This window comes from Roseibium sp. (genome assembly GCF_965232425.1).
In the GTDB taxonomy this organism is placed as follows: domain Bacteria; phylum Pseudomonadota; class Alphaproteobacteria; order Rhizobiales; family Stappiaceae; genus Roseibium.
This window is the reverse complement of sequence record NZ_OZ246971.1, coordinates 901,961-916,101: the sequence shown is the minus strand read 5'-3', so window position 1 is coordinate 916,101 and position 14,141 is coordinate 901,961. Positions and strand designations below refer to the sequence as shown.

12 protein-coding genes are annotated in these 14,141 nt (G+C 61.6%); 5 read left to right on the top strand and 7 right to left on the bottom strand.

Annotated features, from left to right (window positions below; translation table 11 throughout):
• Positions 1-57: 57 nt before the first annotated feature.
• From ACO08A_RS04230 to ileS, 3 genes are all read right to left on the bottom strand, one after another.
• Positions 58-768 carry a hypothetical protein gene (locus ACO08A_RS04230; RefSeq protein WP_422039974.1) on the bottom strand — a complete coding sequence of 237 codons (711 nt, stop codon included), beginning with the start codon at positions 766-768 and terminating at the stop codon, positions 58-60.
• A 73-nt stretch (positions 769-841) separates the two neighbouring features.
• On the bottom strand, positions 842-1,378 hold the full coding sequence (gene lspA, locus ACO08A_RS04225; RefSeq protein WP_422039973.1) for a signal peptidase II: 537 nt from the start codon (positions 1,376-1,378) through the stop codon (positions 842-844).
• Between the two features lie 21 nt (positions 1,379-1,399).
• Positions 1,400-4,360, bottom strand: a complete 2,961-nt coding sequence (ileS, locus tag ACO08A_RS04220) for an isoleucine--tRNA ligase (RefSeq protein ID WP_422039972.1) — start codon at positions 4,358-4,360, stop codon at positions 1,400-1,402.
• A 328-nt stretch (positions 4,361-4,688) separates the two neighbouring features.
• On the opposite strand from ileS, the gene ACO08A_RS04215 reads away from it, so the two are divergent.
• Both ACO08A_RS04215 and ACO08A_RS04210 read left to right on the top strand, forming a co-directional pair.
• On the top strand, positions 4,689-5,885 hold the full coding sequence (locus ACO08A_RS04215) for a glycosyltransferase family 87 protein (protein WP_422039971.1): 1,197 nt from the start codon (positions 4,689-4,691) through the stop codon (positions 5,883-5,885).
• Positions 5,882-7,138, top strand: coding sequence for a glycosyltransferase family 87 protein (locus tag ACO08A_RS04210; protein WP_422039970.1), 1,257 nt, complete (start codon positions 5,882-5,884; stop codon positions 7,136-7,138). The genes ACO08A_RS04215 and ACO08A_RS04210 overlap by 4 nt, the downstream gene beginning before the upstream one ends.
• Here ACO08A_RS04210 and ACO08A_RS04205 read toward each other — a convergent pair.
• The 3 genes from ACO08A_RS04205 to ACO08A_RS04195 all read right to left on the bottom strand — a co-directional run bounded on the left by ACO08A_RS04205 (position 7,111) and on the right by ACO08A_RS04195 (position 9,664).
• Positions 7,111-8,055 (bottom strand): DMT family transporter, encoded by a 945-nt coding sequence (locus ACO08A_RS04205; RefSeq protein WP_422039969.1) that lies wholly within the window; start codon positions 8,053-8,055, stop codon positions 7,111-7,113. The genes ACO08A_RS04210 and ACO08A_RS04205 overlap by 28 nt on opposite strands.
• Positions 8,052-9,050, bottom strand: a complete 999-nt coding sequence (locus ACO08A_RS04200) for a bifunctional riboflavin kinase/FAD synthetase (RefSeq protein WP_422039968.1) — start codon at positions 9,048-9,050, stop codon at positions 8,052-8,054. Before ACO08A_RS04200 ends, ACO08A_RS04205 begins: the two co-directional genes overlap by 4 nt.
• A 167-nt stretch (positions 9,051-9,217) precedes the next feature.
• Positions 9,218-9,664: a MaoC family dehydratase gene (locus ACO08A_RS04195; protein ID WP_421981612.1), complete on the bottom strand. Its 447-nt coding sequence runs from the start codon at positions 9,662-9,664 to the stop codon at positions 9,218-9,220.
• 252 nt (positions 9,665-9,916) lie between these two features.
• Here ACO08A_RS04195 and ACO08A_RS04190 point away from each other — a divergent pair, with 252 nt between their 5' ends.
• Together ACO08A_RS04190 and ACO08A_RS04185 are read left to right on the top strand one after the other, a co-directional pair.
• A complete protein-coding gene (locus ACO08A_RS04190) occupies positions 9,917-10,300 on the top strand; it encodes a response regulator (protein ID WP_029063701.1) in 384 nt (127 codons plus the stop codon).
• Positions 10,301-10,481: 181 nt separating this feature from the next.
• A complete protein-coding gene (locus tag ACO08A_RS04185) occupies positions 10,482-11,156 on the top strand; it encodes a chemotaxis protein (RefSeq protein ID WP_421981613.1) in 675 nt (224 codons plus the stop codon).
• Positions 11,157-11,209: 53 nt separating this feature from the next.
• On the opposite strand, the gene ACO08A_RS04180 is transcribed toward ACO08A_RS04185, so the two are convergent.
• Positions 11,210-12,085, bottom strand: coding sequence for a TIGR01459 family HAD-type hydrolase (locus ACO08A_RS04180; RefSeq protein ID WP_422039967.1), 876 nt, complete (start codon positions 12,083-12,085; stop codon positions 11,210-11,212).
• A 112-nt stretch (positions 12,086-12,197) separates the two neighbouring features.
• On the opposite strand from ACO08A_RS04180, the gene mutL reads away from it, so the two are divergent.
• Complete coding sequence (mutL, locus tag ACO08A_RS04175; RefSeq protein WP_422039966.1) at positions 12,198-14,102, top strand: DNA mismatch repair endonuclease MutL; 1,905 nt, start codon at positions 12,198-12,200, stop codon at positions 14,100-14,102.
• The last annotated feature ends 39 nt before the right edge of the window (positions 14,103-14,141 follow it).

The following is a 14,141-nucleotide window of genomic DNA, read 5'->3' as shown; positions in this document are numbered from 1 at the left end:
AAAGCCGGTCCGAAGGTCCCATTAAAAATTTGTTATCCGCAGTATACCGGGGCTGGGTCAGTTACAATATTGTGACTGGCCCTCAAGACAACGCGGATCGATCGGCGTGCTCGAATAGGGGTCGTAGTTTGTCGGCTTGCCCTTGTTTTCCTTCTTCACGATGTCCGGCATCGGCGCGTCCGGAGAGGGTGTGCTGTAGGATGTCGGCGGTTCGGTCAGGTAGCGGCGTGTGGCCACACCGTTGTTTTCCAGGCCTGCCTGCTGCCCCTTGAGCTGCTGGTACTTCTCCCACTCGGCGCGTTGCTGGTCGCGGGTCAGAAGCTCGCCTTCGGCGATGTCGTTTTGACGGCGTTCCTCATCCAGATTGCGCGTCGCCTGCCCGGTCACCCCGGTGATCTTGAAGCCACGCATCTGTTCGGGTGTCAGCGGTTCCTTGTTGACACCGCCTGACCCTGCATAAAGCTCTTTAAGCTCCTGGAACTGCGTGTTTTCTTCCTGCTTGGGCCAGTTGGCGGAGTCGGTTCCCGCAACCTTCGTTTCCGGCTCGGGAAGCGCCCCGGGTTCGGCAGGCATCGCAAGCGGTGCGCGCGGTTTGTAGTCGATCGGCTTTTCGTTCGGGTCAACGGCACCGAGGCCCGTCATGAACGAGTTGACCAGCGCCACGTCCGGCGCCTGGGACGTCCCGTCGGCTGCCTGGCAAGCTGCCAGTCCTGTCAACAGGACGGCAATGGCACCGTTTTTGATCCAGTTCGCTTTCGTCCGCACCACAGCAGACTCCCCGATTGCCTGTGTTAAGAGTTGGGAACACGATCCCAACGTCGACCTGTCCAGCCTTAAACATTCATTTTGCGGCTGAATTAGGACCATTCCTGAAACTGTCATACAGGAGACCGGCAACACCTGCAATGATGCACACATCGGCGATGTTGAAGACATACCAGGAGAAATCGCCGACGTGAAAATGCACGAAGTCGACAACAGCGCCATAGGCGAATCGGTCGACACCGTTGCCGAGCGCCCCGGCAATCACGAGGCCGAGCGCCAAGGCCACGAGCTTTGACTGGCACCTTGCGGACCAGACCCACATTCCGATCGTGATCGCAAGGGTCAGGCCGGCAAGGATCCACTGGCCGGCAAGGCTGTCCTGTTGAAAAAGCCCGTAGGAAACCCCCCGGTTCCAGACCAGAACGAACTCCACAAAGGGCAGAACCTCGATCGGCCCGTTCACGCCAAGCCCGTAGCCGAACAGCAGCCAGAGCTTGCTCGCCTGGTCCAGCACGAGGCCTGTCAGGGCCACCGCAAGCACAAGGGAGCTGAAACGGCCCCAGACAAGGGGCCGTTTGGCTGTGACCGGATCGGGTTGCTGAAGGTCGCTCATGCGCTCTCCGTCTCCGCGGCCTCAGGCAGGGGCTTGCGCCGCATCCCACTCCCGGAGGGCTGCAGCGTCGCGCAACGTGACATCGGGATAGTCCGGATCCGTGCCGACTTCAGGCAGGATCTTCCACGATCTCGCGCATTTCTGGCCCTCCGCAAGTGCCGGCACGACCGCAACACCGTTGGTGTCGTCGAGCATGAAGGCGCCAGCTGGGGCGGGCTCCGCGGAGAGCGTCAGCTGGCTGGTAATGGCGATGTCAGCCATGTTCTGGCCGTCCAGTGCAGCCATCAGCTCCGGGTCGGTCACGTGTACGACCGGATGTGCCTCCAGGGAGGACCCGATCCGTTTTTCCCGGCGCTCGATTTCAAGCGCACCGGTGATCACCCGGCGCACCGTCCGGATCTTTGCCCATTTGGCGGCAAGCGCGTCATCCTTCCAGTTCGCCGGAACGGCCGGAAACTGTTCAAGGTGAACGGACGTGCCTTCGCCGTACCGTGTGACCCATGTCTCGTCCATGGTGAAAGGCAGCATCGGCGCCATCCACGTCACCAGGCAGTTGAACAGTTTGTCGATCACGTAAAGCGAGGCCTTGCGCCGGTTCGACGAGGTGGCGTCGCAATAGAGCGTGTCCTTGCGCACGTCGAAATAGAAGGCGGACAGCTCGACGGTCATGAACGTGAACAGCTGATGGGTGACTTTCTTGTAGTCGAATTCCCAGTAGGCTTCGCGCACCAGTTTATCCAGCTCGGTCAGGCGGTGCAGCATGAGCCGTTCAAGTTCCGGCATCTCCGACAGGGCAATGTCCTCGCCGTCTGCGTGCGCCAGGGAGCCGAGCATCCAGCGCAGCGTGTTGCGGAGCTTCCGGTAGCTGTCGACATTGGTCTTGATGATTTCCTGGCCGAGACGCTGGTCTTCCCAGTAGTCGGTGGAGGCGACCCAAAGGCGCAGGATGTCGGCGCCGTACTGCTTGATCACATCCTGCGGGAACACCTGGTTGTTGAGTGACTTCGACATCTTCCGCCCGTCTTCCGCCATCGTGAAGCCGTGCGTCAGAACGGCGTCGTAGGGCGCGGTGCCGCGCGTGCCGCAGCTTTCCAGGAGCGAGGAATGGAACCAGCCGCGATGCTGGTCCGAGCCTTCCAGGTAGAGCACGTAGTCATTGCCGCCGTCCTTGCGGCGCACCGGTCTGAGATCTTCGCGCTGCTCCAGGACGAAGGCATGTGTGGACCCGGAATCGAACCAGACATCAAGAATGTCCGTCACCATGTCCCAGTCGTCGGCGGCATGGTCATTGCCGAGGAACCTTTCCTTGGCGCCGTCCGCATACCACGCATCCGCACCCTCTTCGCAAAACGCCTCGAAAATGCGGCTGTTGACCGTCTCGTCCTTCAGGATCTCGGCCGTGTCCTTGTGAATGAAGACGGTGATGGGAACGCCCCAGGCGCGCTGGCGCGACAGCACCCAGTCCGGCCGGTTTTCGATCATGGACCGCAGACGGTTCTGGCCGCTTCCGGGCACGAAGCGCGTTTCGTCGATCGCGGTGAGCGCGCGGGTCCGCAGCGTGTCCTTGTCGCCGGACAGGGCCTTGTCCATATAGACAAACCACTGCGGCGTGTTGCGGAAGATCACCGGTTTCTTGGAGCGCCAGGAATGCGGGTAGGAGTGCGTCAGCCGTCCGAGACCGATGAGGTTGCCGCTTTCCTTCAGCTTCTCGATGACTGCCCTGTTCGCCTTGCCCTTTTCACCCTTGTGGGTGATGACCTCGAAGCCTTCGAAACCGGGCGCATCCTTCGTATAGAAGCCGTCATCGGCGACCGTGAACGGAATGGCGGTGTTGATGCCGCGTGCGTCCAGGTCGGCGCGCTTTTCCATCCAGATCTCGAAGTCGTCTGAACCGTGGCCGGGTGCCGTGTGCACGAAACCCGTGCCGGCATCGTCGGTCACGTGGTCGCCGTCCAGCACGGGCACGTCGAACTCGTAGCCGCCCAGATCCAGCTCGGCGAGCGGGTGAGCGCATGTGACCGCAGCCAGTTCTTCAGGCGCAACCGCGCGCACCCGTTCGAAGGCCTCAATGCGGGCATTCTTGAACACATCCGCCGCGAGTGCGTCGGCCAGCACGAGCAGGTCGCCCTTCTGCACCCAGTTGTCGTCCGGCAATCCGTCCTGCGTGACCTCGTAGAGGCTGTAGGCGATGCGGGAGGAATAGCAGATGGCCCGGTTGCCCGGGATGGTCCAGGGCGTGGTCGTCCAGATGACGAGCGCGGCGTCGAGCAGCTGGTTCACGGCGGCTTCGTCGCTGCCCCCGGCGGTCGTGATCGGGAATTTCACCCAGATCATGTCGGACTTGTAGTCCTGATACTCGATCTCCGCCTCGGCGAGCGCCGTCTTTTCGACAACGGACCACATGACCGGCTTCGAACCGCGGTAGAGCTGTCCGGACATGGCGAATTTCATGAGTTCCCGCGCGATGGTCGCCTCGCTGTCGAAGCGCATCGTCAGGTAGGGATTGTCCCAATCGCCCTCGATCCCGAGACGCTTGAATTCCTTGCGCTGGATGTCGATCCAGTGCTCGGCGAACTCCCGGCATTCCTTGCGGAATTCGTTGATCGGAACTTCGTCCTTGTTCTTGCCCTTGGCGCGGTACTGTTCCTCGATCTTCCACTCGATCGGCAGGCCGTGGCAGTCCCAGCCCGGAACGTAGTTGCTCTCGTAACCCATCATCTGCATGGACCGGGTCACGATGTCCTTGAGCGTCTTGTTCAGCGCGTGGCCGATGTGAATGTTGCCGTTTGCATAAGGCGGGCCGTCATGCAGCACGAACTTGTTGCGGTCCTTGCCCTGTTCGCGCAGCTTCCGGTAGACGTCGAGCCTTTCCCAGCGAGCGAGGATCTCGGGCTCCTTCTTGGGAAGTCCGGCGCGCATGGGAAAGTCGGTTTGCGGCAGGTTCAGCGTTTCTGAATAGTCGCGTTTATCTGTTTCGGTCATCGTCAATTCGATCCGGTCGTTCGGGCGTTGGGCCCGTCATTTTTTCAAGAGAGTGCGCACCTGTCGTCAGGCGGCAAGAACACGAAGGTCCCGGTCCCTGGCGCCGCGTCATTCGCGTCAGCCGAAGGCCGGGCAGGTAATTCGCGCAATCGCGATCATCCGTATGCCGGTGAATATGAAGTCCTTGTCGTGCATGGGATGGGACATAGCAGCACTTGCGAACCGAATAAAGAGGCGACCCCGCATTTCGCTGCGCTCTGAAACCGAATTGCAGGCTTTCTTTAACGGCTAGTCGTTAAAGAAGAGGGCAATCGGAGAAGAGGAAGGCATGGTTGCGTATTTCTCGGAAGCACACTGGGCGACGCGGGATCGTCTGATCCCGGCCGGGCTGATGGCCTTCGCGGCCTATCTCGGCGTGCTGATCTATTTTTTCTCTCCGTCAGGACCGGCTATTGTCGACGGAGCCGTTCCGATCAGCGATTTCCTGTGTTTCTGGCTGGCTGGCGGTGAGGTGATGCGCGGCACGCCGCACGTCGTTTATGACAATTCCGCGTTCCACGCTTTGCAGGCGCCTTACCTGGAAGACGGCGCCTTCTATCCGTTCTTCTATCCTCCGACATTCCTGCTTCTCGTCGCGCCGCTCGGGATGATGGCCGCCATTCCGGCCTACGCGCTTTCCCAGGCTGTCTGCCTGGCGCTCGCGGGGGGCGCTTGCGCGAGGATCTTGCGCAGCTGGACGGGGTTCCTGCTGGTCGCAGCCATGCCAGCGACCTTCAACGCGCTGTTTCATGGTCAAAATGCGCTTTTGTGTGCGGCGCTGCTGGGCGGCGGCCTGGCTGCTCTTTCCGAGCGCCGCCAGGTGCTTGCAGGCGTCTTAATCGGGCTTTTGACGATAAAGCCCCAGATGGGTGTCCTGCTGCCCATCGCTTTTCTGGCCGCCGGTTACCACCGTGCATTCCTGTCTGCCGCGGTAACCGCGGTTGTCTTTGCGGCTCTCAGCTGGGCGGTTCTGGGCAACGACACCTGGCTGGCCTTCTTTCAACAGGCTGTCTTCACGGGTCAGGCGACGGACCAGGGCATGGCCGGATTTTTCAAGATGGCGTCTGTCTATGCTTCGGCCCGCATGCTCGGGATGTCGGCTTCGCCGGCCTACCTGGTGCAGGCCCTGGCCGCCGTGGCTGCGGCGGTCTTGATCTGGAAGGTCTGGCGATCGCAAGCCGAATTCGGCATCAAGGCGGCGGTGCTGGTTTCCGCCGGCTTCTTTGCGACCCCCTATGTGCTTCCCTACGATCTGGCGGCCATGGCCATCGCAATCGCGTTTCTGATGCAGGCGACGCGCCGCAAGCAGGCCTTTGCCTACATGTGGACGCTCGTCGCGGTCGCGGTTCTTGTGTCCGCATCGAGCAGGTATCTCGGCGCTGTCACCGGTGTGCCGCTGGGCCTTCTCGCTCCGGCGTTGCTGCTGTTCGTGTCGGTGCGCCTCCACAGTCTATCGCAACCGCGTGAAGTCGGGGCACTGGCATGACGGCAAGGAATTTCCGGACGACTTTCTGGCAAAAGGGCATTCGCGAAGGGGCCTGGCTGACCTGGGACAGGATCGGTTTCGCCTGCCTGTGTTCAGGCATCGGCCTGAGCCTCGGTCTCGTCTGGATGCTTCTGGTTCCCAATTCCTTCGGCGCGGCCAACGGCACGGTCCTGATGGATTATTTCAGCTTCTGGCTGGCCGGGCGGCAGGCGCTCGCGGGCGCACCGGAACTCGTCTACATACCGGCGGAATTTTCAGCGCTTCAAAAGAGCCTGTCGGGCTCAGACACCGTGTTCGGGTTCTTCTACCCGCCGACATTCCAGATGCTGCTCACCCCGTTTGCGGCGCTGCCCTACAAGGCTGCTTTCGCGGTGTTCATCCTGTCCACGACGGCGCTCCTGTGCGTTTCCTGCAGGCTGATCACAGGCAAATGGCTTCTGGCTGCGTGCCTGATCATCATTCCGGCCTGTGCCAACAATGCATTTCACGGACAGAACGCGGCACTGACTGCGGCGCTTTACGGGTTCTTTCTTGTCGGCGTCGAGCGGCAGCGCATGATTCTTGCAGGTATTGCCCTCGGCATTTTGACGATCAAGCCGCAACTCGGGATCTTGGCCCCGGTGGCATTGATCGCGACCTTGAACTGGCGAACTTTCCTGAGCGCGTCGGCAACCACTCTGGTGCTTGCGGCCGCGAGCGTGCTTTTCTTCGGGGTCGGTGTCTGGCAGGTGTTCTGGCAGCAGGCACCGGTTGCGTCCGCGATGATGGAAATCGGCGGCGTCGAGTGGGGCAAGATGATCTCGGTTTACGGCAGCCTCCGCCAGCTCGGCATCGGGCACGCTGTTGCCATGGGACTGCAGGCTGGTGTCGGCATCGGCGCCCTCGTGTGCGTCTGGAGGGTCTGGCGGCGGACGGAGGACATGGCGGTCAGGTCGGCGGTTCTGGTCGGCGGAACGCTTCTGGTGACACCATTTGCCCTGTCCTATGACCTGACGCTGCTGATCATACCCTGCGCCTTCGTGATCCGGGACGGGCTGAGGAACGGATTCTTGCCGTTCGAGAAGATCCTGCTGGCATTCGTGATCAGTCTGTCCGCGTCGACACCCGCCTTTGCCATTTTTCTCGGGTTTCCGATGGCGCCGCTCCTGCCGCTCGCTATCGTGTGGCTCGGGCTCCGGCGTCTTGATCTTTCCGGCGAAGGCCGCGCGCAAGCGGGCGAACCGGGTCACATCTCCGGGACCGCATCTGCCTGAGCTCCGGTTTTCCGGAGCCGTTCCCGGTGCGCGATGTAAAGGCCGCTGCCGATGATCAGCGCGATCCCAACCCAGGTCGGCCCGTCGGGAAAGTCGGCAAAGACGAGATAGCCGAACAGGGTCGCCCCCACGATCTCCACATATTGCAGCGGCGCGAGCAGGCTGGCGCTGCCGCGCTGAAACGCCGCGACGACAAGCCCGTGCGCCGCGAAGGAAATCAGGCCGATAAGGGCAAGCAAGGCAGTCTGGCCGAACGTGGGCAGCACGAATTCATATCCTTCGACCTCGCCATAGGAGCCGATCAGGAGGGCACAGCCCAGCAGGAGAGCTCCGGATAGACCAGCCCCGAACTGGATCGTGAGCAGGTCGTCCTCAACCGGGTAGAGTTTGTTGATCAGCAGATAGAACGAGAACACCAGGGCCGTGAAGGCCGGCAACAGGCTGACAAGGCCGATTTCCGCAAGGTTCGGCCGCAGGATGATGACCGCACCCAGCAGTCCGACGAGGATCGCGGCGATCCGGCGGATCCCGACCTTCTCCTTCAGGATTAGCGCGGCGAGCACGGTCAGGATCATGGGTTCGATGAAAAAGATCGAAATCGCGGTGGCGACCGACATGTACTTGACCGCCGTGAAGAAGCTCAGGGAGGCCACCGCGAGCAGGATACCGCGCACGAAATTGATCACCGGCTGGCGTGCCTTCAGCCGGGTGATGCGGCCGGCGGCGACGGCAATGACCAGACAGATCAGGAACTGAAAGAAAAACCGCCCGAATGTCACTTCAAGCGCAGGCAGCCAGGCCGACAGGTACTTGGCCGCGATGTCCATGACGGGCACGATCAGCATGGCGACCGTCATTAGCAGCATGGCCAGCATCGGACTGTGCGGGATCTGCACCCGCGTCGAAGTGGCGGTCACCCGGCAAGGTCCAGAAGTTTCAGGTCAATGTCGGACAGCGGCCGGATCGAGGCGAGTGCGGCACGCGCTTCCGCGCTGTCCTTGTCCATCTGCGCAACCAGGGCTTCCGCGGTTTCGAATTTTTCCTCGCCGCGCAGATGCGACACAAGGTGCACCCTGAGCGGCTGGCCATAGAGATCGCCGGAAAAATCGAACAGGAACACCTCGAAAACGACGGCACCATTGTCGAAAGTCGGCCGCCGGCCGTAGCTGGCCACGCCGTCGAACCAGCCATCCGGCGTTCTCACCTTGACCGCATAGATACCCTCGAGCAGGGGACAGTCGGCGTTCATGTGCAGGTTCGCGGTCGGGTAGCCGAGATCCCGCCCGCGCTTGTTGCCGTGTTCGACGGTTCCTTCGAAGAACCACCTGTAGCCAAGCAGGGCATTGGCCTGGGCGATATCGCCCGCGGCAAGGCAGTCGCGAATGCGTGTGGACGAGATGACTTCGGCACCTTCGTCTTCTTCGCGCTGCACGATGGTCACGCCGAAACCGTGTTCGGCCCCGGCCGTGCGCAGATAGTCCGGTGTTCCCTGCCGGGCCTTGCCGAAGTGAAAATCGTAACCGGTCACGGCATGCGAAATCCCGAGCGTGTCGATCAGGATGTCCTGCACGAACGCACGCGCTTCGACGCCTGCAAATTCCTTGTTGAAGGGCAGGATCAGTGCTCCGTCCAGCCCGCAGACTTTCAGCATGTCGACTTTCTGAGGCGCCGGCGTCAGCCGGAAGACCGGTTTTGACGGGTTGAAAACGGTCCGGGGATGCGGTTCGAAACTCATCGCGAAAACGGGGTGATGCATGCCGCGGCCGAGACCGAGAGCGGCGTCGAGCACGGCCCGGTGGCCGCGGTGCAATCCGTCGAAATTGCCGATCGCAACGACGCCGCCCTTCAGCTCATCGGGAAACGATTCCAGGCTGTCGGCAACGAGGAAATCGGCGGATCGGGACGGGTTCATGCAGCAAACCTTCGCGCATAGTACGGCCGGAACGGCTTTTTTGGAATCGGCAATCAGGACAAGCACTGGGACCGGCGCCGCATTTGGGCACCGGCGAGGAAACTGCCGTGTGCGCAGGAAAACGTCAAGGTGGGGAAATCACCGCCGCACCCGGACAGGTTTTGCGGTCAGGTCCGCGCGCTGTCGTCGTCGCGGCCCGGAACCTTCACGAGCGCTTCGCCTTCGAGGACAACGGTGTCCTCCACGCTGCAGATGCAGGAAAGCCGAGCCCGGTTGCCCCGTTCCATCAGTTCTTCGACGGTAACCGTCACTTTGACGTCGTCGCCTATCTTGACAGGTGCCTTGAAGTTGAGGGTCTGCGACAGATAGATCGCACCGGGGCCCGGGAGCCGGGTTCCCAGAACCGCGGAAATGAGACTTGCCGTGTAGAGGCCGTGTGCGATCCGGGTCTTGAAGGGGGTGCGTGCTGCGAAGTGTTCCGAAAGGTGTATGGGGTTGCGGTCGCCCGATACTTCGGCGAAGCCGACAACATCGGATGAACTGACATGTTTGACGAGTTCTTCTTGCATGCCTGTTTCCAGGTCTTCGAAGTAGAGTGTTCGCAGTTCCAACATTGTGATTTCCGCCCGGTTTGATCTTCTTTGCCCTCGGCGTGGACGCTAGGCGGGACGCGGATTTCTGGCAATTATGCTTTCGGCGAAGAAAAAAGCTTGCGTTATTAACGGTCTTTTCAGGTGAGGAGCGTAAAGTCCATCGAGTGTGGGGAGGTGAGGACACAAATGTTGTGTCGCTCTCCTTCGGAGTCAAATCGCGTATCCACCGGCCCACGGCCAGGGGCCGCGCTTATTGACAGTATGGAGTAGACAATGGCCCTTGATCTTCAGATGCCGGTCCTCGTGGTCGATGACTACAAGACGATGATTCGCATCATTCGGAACTTGCTGAAGCAGCTTGGTTTCGAAGACATCGACGATGCCGCGGACGGCACCGAAGCCTTGGAAAAAATGAAGCAGCGCCGCTACGGTCTGGTCATTTCGGATTGGAACATGGAGCCGATGACCGGCTACGAGCTGCTCAAGCAGGTTCGGTCCGACTCCGGTCTCAGCAAAACCCCGTTCATCATGGTGACGGCGGAATCCAAGACTGAAAACGTCATTGCCGCCAAGAAGGCTGGCGTGAACAACTATATCGTGAAGCCGTTCAACGCACAGACGCTGAAGGGCAAGATCGAGGCAGTCTTCTCCGAGTAATGTCTTCTTGCGCCTGGCGGGACCGACGTAGGGGGGCCCGCCGGTGCAGGCAGGACAGCCGGGTTGTCAAGTCCCAGGGCGGGCGTTCAGCAACACAAAAACCGGTTGGTTACGAAATGCGCGTCGGCTCTTCAAACGGGGACGCGTACGGGGGGGGCTTTCGCATGGGGAGGCTATCCTAATGGCCAATATGAAGCAGGAAAATGTCGCTCGCGTCATTGATTTCCTGGAACAGAACAAACAACGCGACGGCGAAGTTTCGCTGACCGATGTCATGCATCTCGCCGAAGTCATGTCCGGCTCGATGCACGATTTCCTGTCCACTGTCCAGCCGACGGTGACCGATGAGCTGAGAGCTATCGGCAAGGAAATCGCACGCATGAAGGTGGAAATTTCTCAGCTCCGTGCCAACGACATGACCGGCAACAAGATTCCGGACGCCGGCCGTGAACTCGACGCGATCGTGGAAGCGACGGAAGACGCCACCAACACGATCATGGAAGCCGCCGAGGAAATCATGGGCGCCGACACGAGCGACCCGGAAGCGTACCAGGAACTGGTGAGCAACAAGATGATCGGCATCTTCGAGGCCTGCACGTTCCAGGACATCACCGGCCAGCGGATTTCGAAGGTCGTGACGACGCTGAACTACATCGATGAGCGCGTGTCATCCTTCATCGAGCATCTGCGCATTCCCGGCGATCTGGATGCGGAATTCGAAGAAACCGAAGAGGAACGCCGCAAGCGCGAGCTGATCCTGCACGGGCCGCAGCACAGCGGCGAGGGCGTTTCCCAGGACGACATCGATTCAATGCTGATGGACGCACAGGCTGATATCGACAAGTTGTTCGACTGAACCAGCTCAGATCCTGCCATGACGAAGGTCGCCACCGGCGGCCTTTTTTGTGCCTACCACCACAGACGCGGCAGCGCCGCGCGGGCACGCAGACCTTCCTCGATCAGCCGTTTGCGGATCAGATGCTCTTCCGGCGCTTCGCTCGGCCCGAAGTCGGACGCATGAATACCCGCCGTGATGAACAGGACATCGATATCCTGCGAAACGGCTCCGCGGATATCCGTCGGCAGGCCATCGCCGATTGCAAGCGCATCTTCCTTGCTGACCGGTTCGCCCGCGAGGTCTTCAAGCCGCTTGAGCGCCGCGTGATAGATCGGGGCGTGGGGCTTGCCCAAAATGGCGACCTCGCCGCCGAGATCCTCGTAGAGACGCGCGAGTGCACCGGCACACCAGACAAGCTTGTCGCCGCGTTCGACAACGATGTCTGGATTGGCGCAAATCATCAAAAGCCCCCGGTCCGCAAGTTTCTGCAGCCGGTCCCGGTAGTCGTCGGGCGTTTCGGTTTCGTCGTCGACGAGCCCGGTACAGCTGATCGCTTCTGCCTCGTCGTCATTCGTCGTGAAGGTGGCTTCAAGGTTCCAGTAGAGCGGCTGGTCGCGGTTCGGGCCCAGATGCAGAAGCGTCTTCCTGCCCTGCGCTTCCAGGATCGATCTCGTGACATCCCCCGAGGTGACGATGTCGTCATAGGCGCTGGCTGGGACGCCCAGCTTCGTGAGCATCTCTCCGACCTGCTTGGCGGGACGGGGGGCGTTGGTGATCAGAACCACCTTGCCACCGGCCTCCTCCCGATAGGTCGTCAGCGCCTTGTGGGCGTCTTCGAACGCGGCAACGCCATTGTGCAGCACACCCCACACATCGCACAGGATCCCCTTGTAGAGCGGGGCGACGGTGCGCAGCCCGTCGATCAGAAGCGGTGCAGAAACGGTCATGGGGTCTCACTTCGATGGTGCTTGATCTGATAAGCTCGGGAAAGAATCGGGACAGTTCGGCGCGGACCATATAGGAACAGGGCGCGGTGCGAAACCGAGTAGAGGAAGTTTCATGCAGGTCAGGCAACTTGGCGAACGCGTGATCAATCAGATCGCGGCCGGCGAGGTCATCGAGCGGCCCGCGAGCGTCATCAAGGAACTGGTTGAAAACGCAGTCGACGCCGGTGCGGCGCAGATCGAGATCGTCACCGCTGCAGGCGGCAAGACGCTGATGCGTGTGTCCGACGACGGCGCGGGCATGCGCGCCGAGGATCTGACGCTCGCGATACGGCGCCATTGCACCTCCAAGATATCGGACGACGACCTTTTTGATATCCGCACGCTCGGATTTCGCGGCGAGGCACTGCCTTCCATAGGCTCCGTTGCGCGCCTTGCCATCCAGACCCGCCACCAGGACGAAGACCATGCCTGGGCGATTGCCGTGGAAGGCGGCAGGGAGACAGCGCCTGCGCCCGCCGCCCGCGCGAAAGGAACCCAGGTTGAAGTCCGCGATCTGTTTTTCGCGACCCCTGCCAGACTGAAGTTCCTGAAGTCCGACCGCGCCGAGGCGGCGGCCATCACCGAGATCGTCAAGCGCATTGCCCTTGCCTATCCAGGGATCGGGTTTTCCCTGTCCGGGGCGGATCGCCAGCCGCAGAGCTGGCCCGCCGCCCGGGGCAGCGAGCCCCAGCTTGCCCGCATTGCCCAGATCCTCGGGCAGGGCTTCGTCGACAATGCAATGGAGCTCGATGCGGAACGCGAAGGTGTGCGCCTCACCGGTTTCGCCGGTCTGCCGACCCACCATCGCGGCAATGCGCAGCACCAGTTCTTTTTCGTGAACGGGCGTCCGGTCAAGGACAAGCTTCTGCTGTCCGGTCTCAGGGGCGCCTATGCCGATGTTCTGGCAAGGGACCGGCATCCCGTCGTTGTGCTGTTTATCGATCTCGACCCGGCCCAGGTGGATGTCAATGTGCACCCGGCCAAGGCCGATGTGCGTTTCCGCGATGGCCAGCTCGTGCGTGGCTTGCTGGTCGGTGCGATCAAGCACGCGCTGGTGCAGGCCGGACACCGGTCCTCCACCGGCAATGCCGCCGTTGCCCTTGACGCGTTGAGGTCGGAACCGGCCGGTTACAGGCCATCTGCCAACGGTGGATTTTCCGCTGCGTCCTCTCACGCACCGGCCGCTTCCGCGGGCGGGCGGCCTGGCTATGCGCCGACGCAGACGGCGCGCTGGGATCCGGCGGCCTTCCGTCCCCTGGAGCAAGACGGCGCTGCAACGGCCGGCTTTGCGGAAGCCGCAGGCGCCGGGTTCGACGGTCAGGCGGGGCTTGCCGGCATTGCTGTCCCGTCCGCCGATGCGCGAGCTGGCGACGCTCCTGCCGAAACGGAGAAAACGCGGCTTCCTCTGGGCGCAGCGCGCGCACAGGTTCACGAGACCTACATCATTTCGCAGACGGAAGACGGTGTTGTTATCGTCGATCAGCACGCGGCCCACGAACGGCTCGTCTATGAACGCCTGAAGGAGGCAGTCGCCAAAAAGGATGTCGCGCGCCAGATCCTTCTCATTCCGGAGATCGTCGAACTGACCGAGGAGGACGCGCTGCGCCTGAACGACAGGGCGGCGGATCTGGCGGAGGTCGGTCTTGTGCTGGAAGCCTTCGGCCCGGGCGCCGTCGCGGTGCGGGAAACACCCGCGATCCTCGGTGACATGGATATTCAGGGCATGGTCCGCAATCTCGCCGACGAACTCGCCGAATGGGAGACGGCCGACGGATTGCGGGAAAAACTCGATCACGTCGCGGCGACGATGGCCTGTCACGGCTCGGTCCGGGCGGGAAGACGCATGCGGCCCCAGGAAATGGATGCCCTCTTGCGCGACATGGAGGCAACGCCCAAATCAGGCCAGTGTAATCACGGCAGACCGACCTGGGTCGAACTGAAACTGTCGGACATCGAGCGCCTTTTCGGACGCAAGTGATCTCGAAATCTGATCGGTGTTGTCCTGCCATGCGTAACA